This is a genomic window from Pseudomonas sp. WSY_20, assembly GCF_043104335.1.
Taxonomy (GTDB): Bacteria; Pseudomonadota; Gammaproteobacteria; order Pseudomonadales; family Pseudomonadaceae; genus Aquipseudomonas; species Aquipseudomonas parafulva_B.
On record NZ_JBICKP010000018.1, the window covers coordinates 104,512 to 121,089 of the forward strand.

Here is a 16,578-nt window from a genome sequence, read left to right on the forward strand (position 1 = left end):
GTTGGCGTACACTGGCGTACAAGTCTGTGAGGAACCTACATGAGCGCTATAACCATTACCGACGCCGCCCATGACTACCTGGCTGATCTGCTGTCCAAGCAGAACACGCCGGGTATCGGCATTCGTATCTTCATCACCCAGCCGGGTACCCAGTACGCCGAGACGTGCATCGCCTATTGCAAGCCGGGGGAAGAGAAGCCTGATGACACTGCTGTGGGCCTCAAAAGCTTCACTGCCTACCTCGACGCTGTCAGCGTGCCGTTCCTGGAAGATGCGCTGGTGGATTATGCCACCGACCGCATGGGTGGCCAGTTGACCATCAAGGCGCCTAACGCCAAGGTGCCGATGGTCAATGAAGACAGCCCGATCAACGAACGCATCAACTACTATCTGCAGACCGAAATCAACCCTGGCCTGGCCAGTCATGGCGGTCAGGTGAGCCTGGTGGATGTCGTCGACGAGGGCATCGCTGTCCTGCAATTTGGCGGCGGCTGCCAAGGTTGCGGTCAGGCGGACGTCACCCTCAAGGAAGGCATCGAGCGGACACTCCTCGAGCGCATTCCTGAGCTCAAGGGTGTGCGTGATGTGACGGACCATAGCCAGAAAGAAAACGCCTACTACTAGGGCATCAGGGGTTGCACCGAGCTGGAATCTGGTTTGGCGCTGGCCCTGGAAGGCGACGTGCCGCACTGCACTAGCAACAAACTGTTACGTTTGCAAGCCCTGCGACAATCGGCCGCTGCCCGTAATCAGCGGCCTGCAGGGGTTAATCGCCGCCAGTGGGTAGAAGGTACTTGGGGGGCATGCCAGAATGCGCCGGTTTTCTGCCCGGCCCGCCCCGAGGGTCGGCACCTTCCCTGTAAAGGATGGTTTCATGAATGATCTTCTGAGTCGGCGTGCAGTCGTCGCCGGCATGGGCGTTCTTGGGCTTGGCCTGCTGGCAGGTTGCAGTCCGGCGCGTGGGCTCGAGTTCAAGTATGGCAAGAACATGAGCAACGAAATCCTTGGGCGCAAGTTCTCGCTGCGCGATCCCCAAGGCAACGTCCGTACCCTGTCAAGCTTCTACGGCAGCATGCCGATGGTCTTCTTCGGCTTCACCCAGTGCCCGGCCATCTGCCCGACCACCCTGGCACGAGCCGCCCAGATCCGCAAACTGCTGCGCGGCCGAGACCGTGATCTGTTCCAGGTGGTATTCATTACCCTCGATCCAGAACGCGATACGCCGCAAGTGCTCGATGCCTACGTCAAGGCGTTCGACCCGACCTTCGTCGCGCTCACCGGTACGCCTGAAGAAATCGACGCCGTGGCCAGGGAGTTCAAGGTGTTCTACGAAAAAGTCCCGGCCGGTGACACCTATACCATTTCACATTCGTCCACCAGCTACGTTTACGACACCCGTGGCACCCTGCGGCTGAGCCTCGGGCATTCCCTCACAGCCAAGGAATGTGCCGAAGACCTGGTTACCCTGATGGAGATCTGCTGAATGTCATTGCAATCCGTTAAGCGCGGCCTGGCTGCGTTGGTCCTGCTGGGCCTCACTGGGCCGGTAATGGCCCAGACCACAGTCAGCGAGGCGTGGGTGCGCGCCAGCGTGCCTCACCAGCAGTCGACCGGTGCCTTCATGACCATTACCGCCAGTAGCGACAGCAAGCTGGTCAGTGTCGCCTCGCCTGTGGCCAAGACTGTACAAGTGCATGAAATGACCATGAACGGGGACGTCATGGGCATGCGTGAGGTCAAGGCTGTCGCGCTGCCGGCCGGTAAGCCTGTCACCCTGGACCCCAATGGCCTGCACGTGATGCTGATGGGCTTGAACGATCAGGTGAAGGAAGGCCAGCAGGTTCCGCTGACGCTGACGGTAGAAACCGCCGATGGCACCGCCGAGACAGTGGCCGTGCAAGCTCAGGTACGCGCGCTCACTGCGCAGGCGCAAGGTGAGCATGAACATATGCACATGAGCCACCCGTAACACCTGGCGGGGCTGCCTTGCGGCCCCAGCTGGGTCAACTGCGAAATTTCGGCAGTGGCCTGTCCAGCGTCAATGACGTCAGCGCACGCCGCACACGTGCTTCGTCAGCTTCCAAGGCCTTCAGGCTTGCCCTTATTTTGCCGGCCGCCGGCAGGTCGCCCTGGCGATCGATCCAGTCGGCAATCTCCTTGCAAGCAGTGCTAAGGCACGCTTGCCGCTGGTTCATCAGTGACAGAAGGGTGGTGATCTCTCTTTCGGACATGACGGCTCCTCCTTTCAGCCTTTTGAGTGTAGCAGCGCCATGGCCAGACGCCTGCGCCGCATTGACGCGCTCACGCGGCGAAGCAGGCTAGCCGGTAGGCCCCCGGGGTGATGCCATAGGCTTGCTTGAACTGTCTGTTCAGATGGCTCTGGTCGGCAAAGCCCAGGCTGAACGCCACTGTCGCAGGCGGCTGCCCCTCCTTGAGCAGCTCCCTGGCCCTTACAAGGCGTCGCTGCTTGAGCCAGGCGTGAGGGGGCATGCCCGTTGCCTGGCGAAACACCCGTGCGAAGTGAAACGGCGACAGGTTGACGGCAGCCGCCAGTAACTCCAGCGACGGCGGGTCAGCCAAGTGGGTTTCGAGCAACTCTCGTGCGCGTGCAACAGCACGAGGCTCGCGACCAGGGGCAGACAGATCGGCCAGGCGTCCGTGGCGTTGAACCAGCGCCAACACCGCCTGGCGCCATACGGTTTGCTGTTGCAGTGCGCTGGCGCTGCTTTCGGACAGCTGATGCAGTTGGCTGAAGGCGCTGGCAAGGCCAGCATCATGGATCACGCTATCGCGAAAGCGCGGCATCCCCCCATGGCCCAGTTCCAATTCATCCAGCACACCGGTAACGCGCTCATGTTCAGGGTAGAACCCGCGATAACGCCACCCGGCCTCGTGGGCCTTGGCACCGGTATGCAGTTCGTCCGGATTGATCAGGACCATGCTGCCAACCGGTGCAAGATGCTCGCTGCCCCGGTGCCAGAAACGCTGGGCACCGGATTCGATCACGGTGAACACATAGCCTTCATGCACGTGTGGTGCAAACCGTTGTTGCACATACTGGGCGTGCAGCATTTCCACATCGCCCAGCGCCGGTGCCTGCCATAGATGCGTTTGCTCACGGGTAGTGGTGTTCATGAAAGGACGCTTCGCAGGACGAAGAAAATCAACATGCTCAACAGCATGCTCAGCATCACGCTACGGGTCAACCACACCAGTGCGGCAGCCACCACCGCCCCCAGCAGGTACGGTTGAGCGGTTGCAGGTTAAGCGTATGCCCTGGCAAGAAGATGATAGGGCCGCAGATGGCCGTGAGCATACCTGGCACCGCAAAGCCCAGGAATTGACGCGCATGGGCGCTCAGGCGCAACGGTAGGCGCGGTTCGAGAAAAGCATAGCGATTGAGGAACACCACTATGCCCATGCCGATGATGAGCAGCCAGGTCATCAAACGGTCCTCCGAAGTTTCTGGCATGCGAAGCCGGTGCTCATCCCAAGCAGGCCGGCGCTGACCAAGGCCGTTTCCCACTGCCAATGGCTGAGCAGTACTGAAGCGGCCAGTGAAACGGCGACGCACGCGAGCGTAGGCAGATTACGTACCAGGGGCGTGATCAAGGCGACGAAAGTGGCGACGATGGAGAAGTCCAGGCCTAGCTGATCAAGGTGTGGAATGCTTTGCCCCAGCACGATTCCGACCCACGTGAACAGATTCCATGCAACGTAGAATGTGAAGCCTAGACCTAAGGCATACCAGCGATTGAAATGCTGGTGGTCGTGCCGACTGGTCAGGGCAAAGAACTCATCGGTCAGCAGAAATCCAAGCCCCAGGCGCCAGTGCAGTGGCAAGGGGGAGAGCGCTGGGCGCATCGACAGCCCGTAAAGCAGGTGCTGTGAGGTGAGTAACAAGGTTGTCAGCAGTATGGAGGCCAGGCTGGCACCACTTTTGAGCATGCCGATGGCCACCAGCTGCGCAGCGCCGGCAAAGACGATCGCCGAGAGCCCCTGGCTTTCCCAGGCGCTGAGGTTGGCTTCGATGGCCATGGAGCCGGCCAGCAGGCCCCAGGGCGCGACGGCAAGCGACAGCGGCATGATGGCGATGGCGCCCTGCAAAAAGGCGTGACGTGCGATGGACGGCATAGGAAGCGGGCATGTGGACAAGGCAGGCCAGCATGCCAAGCCACCACAGGTGATGGCTTGAACGTTCTTGCTCTGTTGTCACCCATTTGGTGCGCCGCGCTGAGGCCCCCGGCGGCCTGGGGTCAAGGCCGGCTGGTCAAATGCTGCTGCGCCGTTACACAGCCATTGGTCTCTACCGCTTTTTGCAGCAATGAGTGGCGATGTTGCGGATCCAGATCACCCAGCAGGCGGTAGACCTCGGCCTGATAATCGCGCTGTCGCCCCCATAGCATCTCAAGGCCCTGGGGCTGGCTGCGGCTGCAGGCCATGCGGGTGGCAGGCTGGGGATAGTAGGGCGCATAGAGGGTTGCCATGCTCGGTACGGCCTCCAGTGCGGCGCGGTACTGGGCGCTGGCGTTGTAAGGTGGGCACCAGGTGGCAATGGCTGGTGCCGACGGCGCAAACCCTTGGTCGAGGCTTGCCTGGAGCAGAGGGCAGGCGGCGTCGGGTATCTGCGCGGCAGGCAAGTAAGTCATGTAGTAAAGCGCCAGACGGTACTGCGCCACTGGGTGGCCGAGTGCGACCGATTTCTTGAGCAGTGCCACCGCAGTCGGCAACGTGTGGGCCATGGCCTGCCCCTGGCGCCGCAGCTCTGGGTCGCTATCCAGGGCTGTGCGCAAGACGCTTTCGTCCTCTTGAGTATCTGCCTGTTCCAGAAGAGGCAGTGCCTGGCGGTAGAGCAGATCGGCATGGGGGTCGATGGACACTTCCAGTGCGTGCCCCGCCGTAGGCAGCAGCGCGGCCAGCATCAGCGCCATCTGCGGCAAGCGACTCACAGGCTCGCCTCGCCAGTTGCCAGGCAAGGATGGACGGCTTCTCTATTCATGACAGTCAAGCGTACGCCTCAGGCAATCGGAACGACGGACTATTCTATCCATGCAACAGGGCCGTCCGAAAGACCACCCGACGATTGTCAATCAGTAGAGCACTATAGAGTGCTCGCGGACAGTGGTTTTTCCCGGGCAAGGCCGAGCTTGGCCGTGATCACGTTGGCCAGCGCGGTCTGCCCCATGTCGTTGAGGTGCAAGCGGTCGATGAACAGGTCCGAACCGAAGGCTGGCGAGCTGTCGAGCATGCAGTTCATGTCGAAGCAGGGCACCGGTGCGGCTTGTTCGCGAATGCGGCGAAAGAATGCCGCATGCACCTTGCGATCGAAAACGCCTTCGAGCAAGCGGTCGATGTTCCCTGGCGTTTGCTGAAGTGCGCTGAGCATGAACTGCTCACCCGCTGGCAGGGTATCGCGACACCAGTGCACCAGGGGTTGAAGGATGAAGGTGAGGGTAGTGTGAGCGCTGCCTAGCAGTCGATCCCATTGCTGCACTGAGCGAGCAATATGGTCGGCTGCCTGGGCGGTGCGTTTTTCTGCTGGGGAAAGTGCCTCGAAGGGCCGACGTGGCCGAGGCGCGGCGGCCGGAGGTGCCAGCACCTGGCTCAGCCGCTGCCAGAGGCTCAGGCCAGGCTGTGGTGCTGCCTGGGCTTGCTCTGAACCGGCCAGCGACGTTTGCCAGTCATTGATCTGCTGAGGCTCATGTGAGCAGGCGCTGATGTCCCAAAGCGCTTCGTGTGCCAGGCTGTTGAGTCCGCTGAGTATGACCACATGTCCCAGCGGTGCCAGGCGGTGCTCATGAGTGAGGAACATCAATAGTTCCTGGCTCGCATCCAGCCCGCACCCGGCCAGGCTCAGCCAGAGTTCTCCGGTCAGCGCCGACAGCTGCGAGGCCACGGTGTATTCATCGGAACTGGCCCCGATGCCCATCGCCACCGAGCCTCCGACCAGCAGATTGATCCGCGCAGTGCTGTCGCGTTCAGCCACCGAAAACCGCCGGCCGTTGAAATGGCTGTAGCGAAGGCCCAAGGCGTCGGTATTGACGACGGCCGAGCTGAACCCGGTTTCGTGTACCCGAACGCGTTGGGTGGCGCACTGGGTGGCCTGGGCAAGCAGCTGTTGGTACTCAAGCTGCAAAGGCGCAAGCCCTTGGCGACTGGGAGTGGACATCGGGACTCCTGGCAAGACAGCGCGTCAGGCAAGGGGCTAGGCGGTAAGCTCCTTGAGGTTGTACAAAAGCCCGCCGATGGCGATCAACAGCAATGCCACGCCGGACGCAAGGCTGATGAATCGTTGGCTGCGCGCTGACGCGATCTTGCCGATGGCAAAGATATAAAGACTCAGCACGGCGAAGTCGATCACGATCCAGAGCAGTGAAAGCACGACCATGCTTTTGCCGAACGACTCGGTGATCTGGATGAACTGCGGGAAAAAGGCGATGAAGAAAATGATGTCCTTGGGGTTGGAGATCCCCACCATGAAGCCTTGCCACAGCCCCCCGCGGCTCACGGGTTTGGCGCTTTCGGGCCGTTGGTCTGGCTGCGGGCTTGCGAGCGCCTCCCTGAGCGTGCCGACGGCGATATAGCCGATGAACAGGCAACCCAACAGGCTCATGGCACTAAGCCACGCCCTGTCGATGGCCGCGCTGGTGAGGATGATCCACGCCGCTGCGCCGATCAGTACCAGCGAGGCCCAGTTGGTGCCCAAGGCCGTGAAAATGGCCTTGCGTGAGCCAGAAGCGGCTGCGGTATTGACGATCAATGCCACGACCGGACCTGGAGTGGCGATCAGCAGCAGGACGGTAAGGACGTAGGAGGCAGTCAGGGCGGTATTCACGTCAGTTCTCGATCATGTTGTCGGGGGTGGCAGGCACTGCGGTCCGGGCATGGAAAGGGCAGCGTGCCGGGTTCAACGAACCGGTTTCCTGTAATTGATATTGCGTCCACTCAAAGTTATCCGCTTCACCGAAGAAGCCGAGGCTGTCAGGCATTACCCCGTCGTTGTAGTGGCCGACCCGCTGGCGAATGCGCTCGCGGATGCGCTGGCCGCTCGTGGTGGCGACATTGGCCACTTCGTCGAAGTTCTCGCGCGGGTTGATGACGAATGTGATGTGTTTGCCCAGGTTGCGGCTTTTCATCTGCTGGTGGCCCGGGAAATTCATGTTGATGAACAGCGGCATGCCGGCAAAGCAGAACGACCAGCCGCTGTTTGCGGGGTCGGCCGGCACTGTCTGGGGCCAGGGGTTGGGATCTCGTGCGTGAACGCCTTGCAGCACCTTCCAGGCAAGTGCCTGCTGTTGCGCGAGCGGCATGTCGGTCACTGTTTCTAGAAACGCCACCAACGGGTGGCCGATGCGAAGCTTAGGCGCAATCGGATCCATCAACCCGACATAGCTGGCCAGCCCTTGAGCGATGTCATCAGCCAGTTGTTCAGCGCTGGCGAAAAGAACGTAGCAAGTTTGCGCATTGACCGCCTTGCGCCCGAACAGGCAGGGGAAATCCGGATTGGCAACAGTATGGCGAAAGTGTTGCAGTGCAGCGGTTGTCCAGTGTGGTTCGATGCACGCATGTTCGAGGGTCTGCTCAAACGCATCCAGGCGATAGCATTGTCCATATCCCGTAAACATGGTTTCCCCAAACTTTTAATTGATGAACGATCTACGCAGTTTCAGGCAGGATCTAGGTTATGTATGTTTTTTTAATGCATTTTCAAGAACTATCAGCAGGTTGTAAAACGCGTGAAACTATGACCTACTATTAGTCTTGCTAATACTCAGGAGGCGTCAATGTCGGAAAGGATTCAGGCCTTGCATGCACTGCGTGCGTTCGAGGTCGCGTCCCGCTATGGTTCGTTCACCAAGGCGGCGGAAGAGCTTGCACTGACCCAAGGCGCAGTCAGCCACCATATCAAGACCCTCGAGGGCATGTTTGGCTGCGATTTGTTCGAACGGCGAGGGCCCAAGTTGAGCCTGACCGAGCACGGACGCCTGCTCTCTCAAGAGCTCAAGGTCGGTTTCAAGATCATCGAAAACGCTTGCGCGCTGCTGCGCCAGGATCGCTACGGCCTGCGTTTGAAGGCGCCTTCAACGCTCACCGTGCGCTGGTTGCTAAGGGCACTGGACGGTTTCAAGAAACACGAAGACACCTGCACTGTGCAGCTCTCGAGCGTGTGGATGGACATCGACAGCGTCGACTTCTATTCTGAGCCCTACGATTGCGCCATCTTGCTGGCCAACGGCCGTTTCGCGGCCGATGTGGAGAGCTTCAGGCTGTTCGACGAGTGGCTCATTCCGGTCTGCCACCCCGACTACATGGGACAGGCGCAACCTGCGCTGTCGGACCTGAACCGTTGTGAATTGCTGCATCCCTCGCCTGATCGGCGCGACTGGCGGCGCTGGTTGGCGCGCATGGATGCCCTCGATGTCAGCATCGACCAGGGCCAGGTGTTCGACACGCTCGATCAAGGTATCTCTGCCGCTCAGCAGGGCCTGGGCATCTCCGTGGTCGATCTGGTGTTGGCCAGTGCCGACCTGGCAGCCGGGCGCCTGGTCACGCCGTTCAAACAGGCCGTGGCAACTGGGGATGGCTACTACATGACCTGGCTGAAAAACAGCCCCAAGGCCCGTCAGATGCAAAAATTGCGAGATTTTCTCCTCGGTCAGGTGCCTCCCTTGGTGCTCAAGGACATCAACTACCTGTACAGCTGAGCCCGCTGTACCGCACACGGCAAGCGCAGCCACTTCACCGACGGTGGGCACCGTGGGTTTGGATGCCGGAGCATCTTGTCGTCTCACAGGCCAGGCCCGGTGCGCCGGGGGCCACCCGTTACACTTGTTATCATCAACGAATGCAGAGGGCGCGGCAGTGGATTTGCAGCAGGGCTTCGTCCTGACCCGGCACTGGTACGACACGCAGGCAGGCACGTGCGTGGAGCTGTGGTTGGCCACCGATCAGGGCCCTCGGCAAGTGAGACTGGCGCCCCAGGTCAACGTGGCGTTCGTCCCGCAGGCGCAACAAGCGCACGCGCAGCTGCTGCTGGCCGACGAGCCAGATGCAGAGCTGCGCCCGCTTGGGTTGAAGACGTTCGATCAACGCCCAGTGGTAGGGCTGTACTGCCGGCACTACCGGCAGCTGTTGCAGCTGGAACAACGGCTGCGTACCGCAGGTATCGACGTCTACGAGGCCGATGTCAGGCCACCGGAGCGCTACCTGATGGAGCGCTTCATTACAGCCCCTGTGCAGTTCGCTGGACGCCTGGACGAGCGGGGCGTGCTCTGCGATGCCCAGCTCAAGCCGCACGGCAGCTACCGTCCCTCGCTGCGCCTGGTGTCGCTGGACATCGAAACTACCGAGCGGGGAGAGTTGTACAGCATTGCCCTGGAAGGCTGCGGACAGCGCCAGGTGTACATGCTTGGCCCAGCCAACGGCGACGCCAGTGAGGTTGACTTCGACCTGCACTACTGCGCCGATCGCAGTGCGTTGCTGCACTGCCTGAACCACTGGATAGCGCGCCACGACCCGGACGCGATCATCGGCTGGAACGTGGTGCAGTTCGATCTGCGCCTGCTGCATGAACACGGCAAAAAGCTACAAGTGGCCATGGACCTGGGCAGGGGCGGGGCGCCCATGACTCTGCGCGCGTCAGGTAGCGGTGGCCATGTCTTCATCGATGTGCCCGGCAGGTTAGTGATCGACGGCGTCGAAGCGCTGCGCTCGGCAACGTGGAGTTTTCCATCGTTCAGCCTTGAGAATGTTGCGCAAACCCTCTTGGGTGACGGCAAGGCCATCAGCACTCCTTACCAGCGCATGGATGAAATCAATCGCATGTTCGCCGAGGACAAGCCTGCGCTGGCCCGCTACAACCTCAAGGACTGTGAACTGGTCACACGCATCTTTGCCCACACCCGGTTGCTGGAGTTTCTGCTTGAGCGTGCTTCGGTCACGGGCCTGGCGGCAGACCGCAGCGGTGGCTCGGTGGCTGCCTTCTGCCACTTGTACATGCCGCACATGCACCGCCAGGGCTACGTCGCGCCCAACCTGGGCAGCCGCCCCGAAGAAGCCAGCCCCGGCGGGTTCGTCATGGATTCCCGACCTGGGCTATACGATTCGGTGCTGGTGCTGGACTACAAGAGCCTGTACCCCTCGATCATCCGCACATTTCTGATTGACCCTGTCGGCCTCGCCGAAGGGCTGCAACAGCCAGATGACGCGCGTTCGGTCGAGGGTTTCAGAGGGGCGCGTTTCTCCCGCACACGTCACTGTCTACCGGCGATCGTCGAACGTGTGTGGCGCGCCAGGGAACAAGCCAAGCAGGATTGCAATGCGCCATTGTCACAGGCGCTGAAAATCATCATGAATGCCTTCTACGGTGTATTAGGCTCAAGCGGCTGCCGATTTTTCGACGCGCGTCTGGCCTCCTCGATCACGTTGCGCGGGCACCAGATCATGCGCCAGACCCGCGCCCTGGTCGAAGCCCGCGGGTATGACGTGATCTACGGCGATACGGACTCGACGTTCGTCTGGCTCAAGACCGGCCACGATGAAGCGGCGGCTGCGCAGATTGGCAATGCACTGGTGAGCGAGGTAAATCGGTGGTGGCGCGAGCACCTGCGCCAGACGCTTGGCCTGGAGAGCGCGCTTGAGCTGCAGTTCGAAACCCATTACCGACGTTTTCTCATGCCCACCATACGCGGCACCGAGGAGGGCAGCAAAAAGCGCTATGCCGGCCTCGTCCAGCGTGCCGATGGCACCGAAGACATGGTCTACAAAGGGCTGGAATCGGTACGCACCGATTGGTCGCCGTTGGCCAGAACCTTCCAGCAGCAGCTCTACCGGCGAATTTTTCGCGGTGAGCCTTACCGCGAATACGTACGCGAGTACGTCAGTCAGATGCTTGGCGGGAAGCACGACGCTTCGCTTGTGTACCGCAAACGCCTGCGCCGCCCGTTGGCTGAGTATCAGCGCAACGTGCCACCGCACGTACGGGCCGCACGGCTTGCCGATGACTACAACCGGCAACTGGGTCGCTCGCTCCAGTACCAGCGGGGGGGCTGGATCAGCTACCTCATGACCACCGCCGGGCCCCAGCCGCTGGAGAACCGTCGTGCCCCCATCGACTATGACCATTATCTTTCGCGCCAGCTGCAGCCGGTCGCCGATGCGATTCTTCCCTTTGTGGGTGACAGCTTTTCTGCGTTGATCGATGACCAGATGCTGCTGTTTTAACCCTGAGGTAGTACCCCGTCGCCACGGGTTTGTTCTTAGGTCTCGCTAACCTCCCGTGCACAATCATTTCACGGGATTAACTGATGGATACCGCACTCACTGATCTTCAACTGGCAGAGCAGGCCGGCCAGGACGGCCTGATCGCTGCTCGCTTGCCGGGCTGGCTCAAAGAGCTCGACAAGGCATTCGTCACCCAGGCAGGCCAAGCCCTCAACAGCAGCCTGACCTGCCGCCACCGTCTGGCGGCGCGGTGGGGATCGATCAAAGGCATCGACGCATTCGCCAAGCCCCTGCTGGAGAAGACCTTGAGCGCGCGCTTCGGTATCACCCAGGGCGTGGACCAGTTGTGGTTTCGCAATGCTTACGAGGTGCCGCTGGCCACGTACTTCCCTGTGCGGGTGCCCTTGACCAAGCGCGAGTACTACCTGATACCGCTGCTCGAAGCCGTATTGCGAAATTTTACCGCTCAAGAGATGCAGCCACAGATCTTGCCGCCCATGGCCGGCGTATATGACGCGGCAGGTAACGCGGTGCCGGGACTTAGTGCCGCTCGGTTTGCCCAATGGGTCCGGGAATTGGATCTAGGGGCGCTCTATCAGCAGCACTTGGCCGCCCATCTGACGTCGGCCTCCATGCAAGCGCTACTGGGCGAGCTGAACCGGCACGAAATGTTGCTTGATGCATTCAAGGCTGACGCCCAGGGCGTATTTGCCCCTGGGGAACTCAAACTGCTGGTCGACTTGTGGCAAAGCGGCAGGCTTGGACACCTGCACGGCGATCGGGTGATTCCCAAACGTCTGCAGATCCTGGACTGTCCATTGCAGCAGATTCTGGTGCTGGATGTGCGGAACGAATCGTTGGCACCTTTCTACACCTCGAGCAAGCGTGTGCTGGTGTATATCCCGGGTGACCCGTTTGGAGCCTGGAGCGTTGCCGATAATCTGGAGCGCTTTGAACGCACCGTGCTGAACAAACGCTTGCGCCAGCCTGCCTATCAGCAGTTTTTTGCGCGTTTCATCCGACGTCGTGATAGCCAACGGTTCTTCAGCCAGATCGCAACGGCGTTCTATGAGGACATGCCGGTCTGGGCCACGGCTGACCTGTACCCGGTGGCGAGCATCTTGTCGGAGCCTGTGTTCGAAACGCTCGCCAGCGCTCGCGCTCAACACGTGATGGACGATGCCGCGACGCTGGCGCCTCCGGTCAACGCTTTGGATCGAGCGCTCGAGCGTGCCCATGAGCAACGCCTGGCAGCCGAAGGCTGGACGCTGCTGGGATTGGCCAGCTTCTGGCTACCTGGGTTGGGCTTGGTACTGCTTGCCGTGACTGCTTGGGAGTTGCTGAAGGAGGTGTTCCATGGGGTGGACGCTTGGCATGAGGGCGAGACGGAGCAGGCCATGAATCATATGACCCATGTGGCCGCTGAAGTCACGCTGATTGGCGCTACCGCAGGGGCGGGTTATGGCTTGGCCAAGGCGTGGAAACGCTCGACCTGGGTTGATGGCCTGGTCCAGTCCGATGTGCAAGATGACGGCGCGCGCCTGTGGTCTGAGGACTTGTCGCCGTTTCGAAGCGCCCCGCCACCTGCTCAAGCGTTGACAGATCACGAGGGAATCAGCCGCCAAGGCACTGATGCATGGATCCGCATGGACGGCCACACTTACCCGGTGCAGCAACGGGCGACCGACGATCAGTGGCAACTGTTGCCGCGCGACGGTATGGGTCCTCTTTTACAGCACAACGGTGCAGGTGCGTGGCGGTTGTGGAGTGAATCCCCCCTCGATTGGTCGACAACCCATTACCTGTTCAGGCGATTGGGCGGGCCGATGGCAGAACTCGATGACACGCGCATCGAGCAGGTCATGGCCATTCACGCGCTCGACGACGACCAGCTACGCGGTTTGCATATTCGCGGCGCCGACCCCTTGCCAGCGCTGATCGACACCAGCAGCCGTGCGCATCTTGCTCAGCGTGTCGACAACCTGCTGGTGCAGTTGCGCACTGGCGTTGTAGCCGAGGATCAGAGCCTGCTGGCGCAGGTTGTCCAGCTGACCGGTGGCGAAGGGCTGTCCAATGTGGATCTAGCGGCGCAGCTCGATGGACAACGGTACGAAGTCATGCAGCACCTGTTGGATCAGCAAACGCCCCCTTCGAGCCAGGAAATCCAAGCCTTACAGTGCGTATTTCCACGCTTGTACCCTGCTGCGGCACAGACGCTGCTGGCCAATGCGAGCAGCGTCGACCTGCAACGTCTGCGTCAGACTGGCCGCGTACCCTTGCAACTGGCCGAAGCTGCCCGTCAGCGCAGCTCGTACATTCGGGTGCAACGCGCCCTCGAAAGCCTGTATTTGCGGACGTCCCAGGATACGGATTTGGCCAAGTTGGTCCTGGGGTTGCTCGCTTATCGAGCTGGCGGCATCGGTAATGTACGTTGGCGGCTGTTAAGTGCGCAGTCCAACGGCGTACAACTGGCCAGTGTTGGAGAAGGGGATGCCGAGCTGCAGCTGTTCCATGAAACCCAAGGCTACAGCGTGAGAAACGCCTTCGCGCAGGAGATCTGTCCTCCCGGCGACCTGTTCGACGCCATCGTGAGTGCCTATGATCAGGCACAACTGACCTCCATGGGGCTGCATCAGCCTTTCGCCCAATGTTTGCGCCAAGAAGTCGCTGCGCTCGCCCAGGTTCACCGGGCAGCATTGCCTGAGCTCCTGGGCATCACGACTCGCCGCCGCTGGCAATTGCCCACCCGCTTGGCCGACGGTCGCGTGGGGTACCTGCTCAGTGGACGTGGAGGGCGCAGGCCGAACCCCTACCTGCGAAGGCTGAGGTTTCTGTACCCCACTTATACCGATACCCAGCTTGACGCGTGGCTGGATGATGCGCGATCGGCCGCAGGGGGGATCGAAGCACGGTTGCGACGCCTGGAGGATCAGTACCGGCTCCTCAGCGCGCAGTTGCGCACATGGGCCAGGCAAGGATCTAGCCATGCCGAACGACAACGCCGCCGATCGCTTGGACGAGCCTTGCGCAATTGCTGGCAGCACGTCCTGGATGAGGACATGCACGGCGACAGTCTTATCCAAGCCTATCGTTGGGACATGATTGGCATTCATACCGAAAGCCTACCGGAGCTGCCGTCCCAGGTAGGGTTCGACCATGTGTATTCACTGGCACTGCGCGACGCCAGCATCCGCCATTTGCCTGAAAGCTTCCTGGGTGCATTCACCAGTGTTCGGTCGCTCGAGCTTCCCGATAACCAGCTCTTGCGGATTCCCCAGGCGCTCTTGCAGCTGGAACATCTGTGGACGCTGAACATGGCACACAACCAGATTGTGCTTGATGCGGGGCAGGCCACTATTCTGGCTTGCTGCAGCAACTTGCGTTACCTGGACCTCTCACGCAACCCGTTGGGCAGGCCGTTTTCGGTGGGCGGGCTGACATACCTGCACGAGTTGCGTATAGCAGGCGCCGGCCTGCGCAGCTTGCCTTACCAACTGCTCGAGAGTACATCCCTGCGGGTGGTCGATTTGCGCGACAACCTGCTCACGGCGTTGCCTGAGAACTTCTATGAATCGCGCCTGTGGGTGGAGGGTGAAGTCCACCTGGGCGGCAATCCGCTGTCGGCTGCTGAGCGTGAGCGGCTGGCGCAAGCGTTGCTCACGGCCGCTACCCGCGCCCGTGACCGAGCGATGGTACTGGTGCGACTGCGCTGGATGGATGCGATCGGCCTGGACCATCGCACCGAACTGGGCGCGTGCTGGGAACACCTGCAGGCCATGGAGGACGCCGGCGAGTTCTTCGGTCTACTCGAACGCCTCATGGAAACAGCCGACTTTCAACACCGCACCGGCGCGCGCTATCTCGCCGGCCGAGTACTGACCCTGTTAAGAGCCATGCGTGATTCGAGCGACCTGAGGGTGGCGATGTTCAGCGATGCCGAGCAACTGACCTGTCAGGACAGCGTGGCTCTGCGTTTCAGCGACCTTGAAGTGCGCCTGCGGGTCTGGCAGGCCGACGCCCAAGCGCAGCAAGGTGATCAGGAACAGGCTCTTTTGCACCTGGGGCGGCAGCTGTGGCGCTTGGATGAGGTCGAGCGTGTGGCCATGGATGACGTGCGCTGGCGCCAGGCCGATGGTGCCGATCCTGACGAGATCGAGGTGGTGCTGGCTTACCGCCTGGCGCTACGCGAGCGCCTTGACCTGCCCATCTTCACCAGCGGCATGTCATTCAGGGAGGTAGCCGGGGTTACCGAAGCGCATATGGAGCGGGCAGCCAGGCGCGTGCTGCAGGCAGAAACCAGCGAGCAACTGGCCAACTCTCTGTTGGATCGGGAGTTCTGGTGCAGGCACGTACGCAACGTGCATGCGCAGCGTTTTGAGGAGATGAACGCCCCTTTTCATGCACGGCTGGAGGCTGTGCAAGAGGCTCCTGATCTGAGCGAACAGCAGGTGTTGCAGCAGACAGAAGAAATTTCACAGCAACGCCAGACAGGCGAGCGCGCTCTTCTGCTGGCCATCACGCGTCAGGCGCTGGACAGCGCGGCCGAGCCCATCTCACCCTGAGGTGAAGCAGGCCGTCGTACCAGCGCAGGATAAGCGTGTTGAGCTATGCTCATAGGCATGCATGGGCTATCTAGGGCGCCACCTGGCAGGGTGGACACCTCCAGTTACTTTTGAGTTGCGCCTTGCCGGGTGGGTTGGTTTAGGCTCCTGCGTCGGACCTTTCTCCAAGGTCTGTAGTCTTTGTTTGATCGAGAGAAAAAGGAGATGCGCATGCTCGTCCGGTCACTGACCCTCGCCGCCTTGCTCGCCGCTGTGAGCCCGGCTTTTGCGGCTGACAATAATGGGCCACTGGCCCAGGAGCTGGGCAAGGCAAGGCCATTGGTCATCATCGCACCTAGCAGTGCCGACCCCACCCTCAGGGCCATTACCAAGGCCATGGAGGATCCGGCTACGCAGGCCGCCTTCAAGGAGCGTAACGTCGTGCTGTACAGCGTCGCCCAGATGATGGGGAAACAGGGCGACAAGAACCTTGAGCAGCAGACCACCATGGCACTGATCCGCGAGCTCAAGCTCGGTGCCAGTAAAGGCACCAAGGTCATCCTCGTTGGCAAGGACGGTGAGCGGCACATGCTCAAGGACGATGACACCGGGGAGGTTCTCGACCCCCAGGCCATCATCAAGGCGGTGGACGACCTACCTGCGAGTGAGAAAGCGATCAAGGCATCCGAACCGGCCGCGGCCGCGGCGCAGGAAAAGACCAAGGATGCAAAACCGGCCAAGCCCTCCAAGCCCAGTGCACCGCCCAAGCCCCTGGAAGATTGAGCGTTTTGTCAAGCAAGCGCCTGCGAAGGGC

The 16,578-nt window shown here is 61.1% G+C and carries 14 protein-coding genes and 1 pseudogene; 7 read left to right on the top strand and 8 right to left on the bottom strand.

What is annotated here, in order from left to right; all coding sequences use genetic code 11:
- Window positions 1-39 precede the first annotated feature (39 nt).
- From nfuA to ACF8E5_RS04815, 3 genes are all read left to right on the top strand, one after another.
- A complete protein-coding gene (gene nfuA / locus ACF8E5_RS04805; protein ID WP_023536208.1) occupies window positions 40-624 on the top strand; it encodes a Fe-S biogenesis protein NfuA in 585 nt (194 codons plus the stop codon).
- 250 nt (window positions 625-874) lie between these two features.
- Window positions 875-1,483, top strand: coding sequence for an SCO family protein (locus tag ACF8E5_RS04810; protein WP_058603848.1), 609 nt, complete (start codon window positions 875-877; stop codon window positions 1,481-1,483).
- A complete protein-coding gene (locus ACF8E5_RS04815; RefSeq protein ID WP_196185575.1) occupies window positions 1,484-1,969 on the top strand; it encodes a copper chaperone PCu(A)C in 486 nt (161 codons plus the stop codon).
- 34 nt (window positions 1,970-2,003) lie between these two features.
- On the opposite strand, the gene ACF8E5_RS04820 is transcribed toward ACF8E5_RS04815, so the two are convergent.
- The 8 genes and pseudogenes from ACF8E5_RS04820 to ACF8E5_RS04855 all read right to left on the bottom strand — a co-directional run bounded on the left by ACF8E5_RS04820 (window position 2,004) and on the right by ACF8E5_RS04855 (window position 7,625).
- On the bottom strand, window positions 2,004-2,231 hold the full coding sequence (locus ACF8E5_RS04820; protein WP_027914647.1) for a hypothetical protein: 228 nt from the start codon (window positions 2,229-2,231) through the stop codon (window positions 2,004-2,006).
- 70 nt (window positions 2,232-2,301) lie between these two features.
- A complete protein-coding gene (locus ACF8E5_RS04825) occupies window positions 2,302-3,135 on the bottom strand; it encodes an AraC family transcriptional regulator (protein WP_058637359.1) in 834 nt (277 codons plus the stop codon).
- A pseudogene (locus ACF8E5_RS04830) lies at window positions 3,132-3,445 on the bottom strand (AzlD domain-containing protein). Before ACF8E5_RS04830 ends, ACF8E5_RS04825 begins: the two are co-directional and overlap by 4 nt.
- Window positions 3,445-4,134, bottom strand: a complete 690-nt coding sequence (locus ACF8E5_RS04835) for an AzlC family ABC transporter permease (protein WP_058637357.1) — start codon at window positions 4,132-4,134, stop codon at window positions 3,445-3,447. Before ACF8E5_RS04835 ends, ACF8E5_RS04830 begins: the two are co-directional and overlap by 1 nt.
- A gap of 122 nt (window positions 4,135-4,256) precedes the next feature.
- Window positions 4,257-4,931, bottom strand: a complete 675-nt coding sequence (locus tag ACF8E5_RS04840; protein WP_230375053.1) for a sel1 repeat family protein — start codon at window positions 4,929-4,931, stop codon at window positions 4,257-4,259.
- A 170-nt stretch (window positions 4,932-5,101) separates the two neighbouring features.
- A complete protein-coding gene (locus ACF8E5_RS04845; RefSeq protein ID WP_058637355.1) occupies window positions 5,102-6,169 on the bottom strand; it encodes a hypothetical protein in 1,068 nt (355 codons plus the stop codon).
- A 36-nt stretch (window positions 6,170-6,205) separates the two neighbouring features.
- Window positions 6,206-6,835 carry a LysE family translocator gene (locus ACF8E5_RS04850; RefSeq protein ID WP_196185572.1) on the bottom strand — a complete coding sequence of 210 codons (630 nt, stop codon included), beginning with the start codon at window positions 6,833-6,835 and terminating at the stop codon, window positions 6,206-6,208.
- Between the two features lies 1 nt (window position 6,836).
- Window positions 6,837-7,625 (bottom strand): YqcI/YcgG family protein, encoded by a 789-nt coding sequence (locus ACF8E5_RS04855; protein WP_196124757.1) that lies wholly within the window; start codon window positions 7,623-7,625, stop codon window positions 6,837-6,839.
- 159 nt (window positions 7,626-7,784) lie between these two features.
- Here ACF8E5_RS04855 and ACF8E5_RS04860 point away from each other — a divergent pair, with 159 nt between their 5' ends.
- The 4 genes from ACF8E5_RS04860 to ACF8E5_RS04875 all read left to right on the top strand — a co-directional run bounded on the left by ACF8E5_RS04860 (window position 7,785) and on the right by ACF8E5_RS04875 (window position 16,547).
- The gene (locus ACF8E5_RS04860; protein ID WP_058603856.1) at window positions 7,785-8,705 is read left to right on the top strand and encodes a LysR substrate-binding domain-containing protein; all 921 of its coding nucleotides are present in this window, start codon (window positions 7,785-7,787) and stop codon (window positions 8,703-8,705) included.
- Between the two features lie 157 nt (window positions 8,706-8,862).
- Complete coding sequence (locus ACF8E5_RS04865; protein WP_078478771.1) at window positions 8,863-11,223, top strand: DNA polymerase II; 2,361 nt, start codon at window positions 8,863-8,865, stop codon at window positions 11,221-11,223.
- An 83-nt stretch (window positions 11,224-11,306) separates the two neighbouring features.
- A complete protein-coding gene (locus tag ACF8E5_RS04870) occupies window positions 11,307-15,785 on the top strand; it encodes an NEL-type E3 ubiquitin ligase domain-containing protein (protein ID WP_392474968.1) in 4,479 nt (1,492 codons plus the stop codon).
- Between the two features lie 210 nt (window positions 15,786-15,995).
- Window positions 15,996-16,547, top strand: a complete 552-nt coding sequence (locus tag ACF8E5_RS04875) for a DUF4174 domain-containing protein (RefSeq protein ID WP_145255305.1) — start codon at window positions 15,996-15,998, stop codon at window positions 16,545-16,547.
- The last annotated feature ends 31 nt before the right edge of the window (window positions 16,548-16,578 follow it).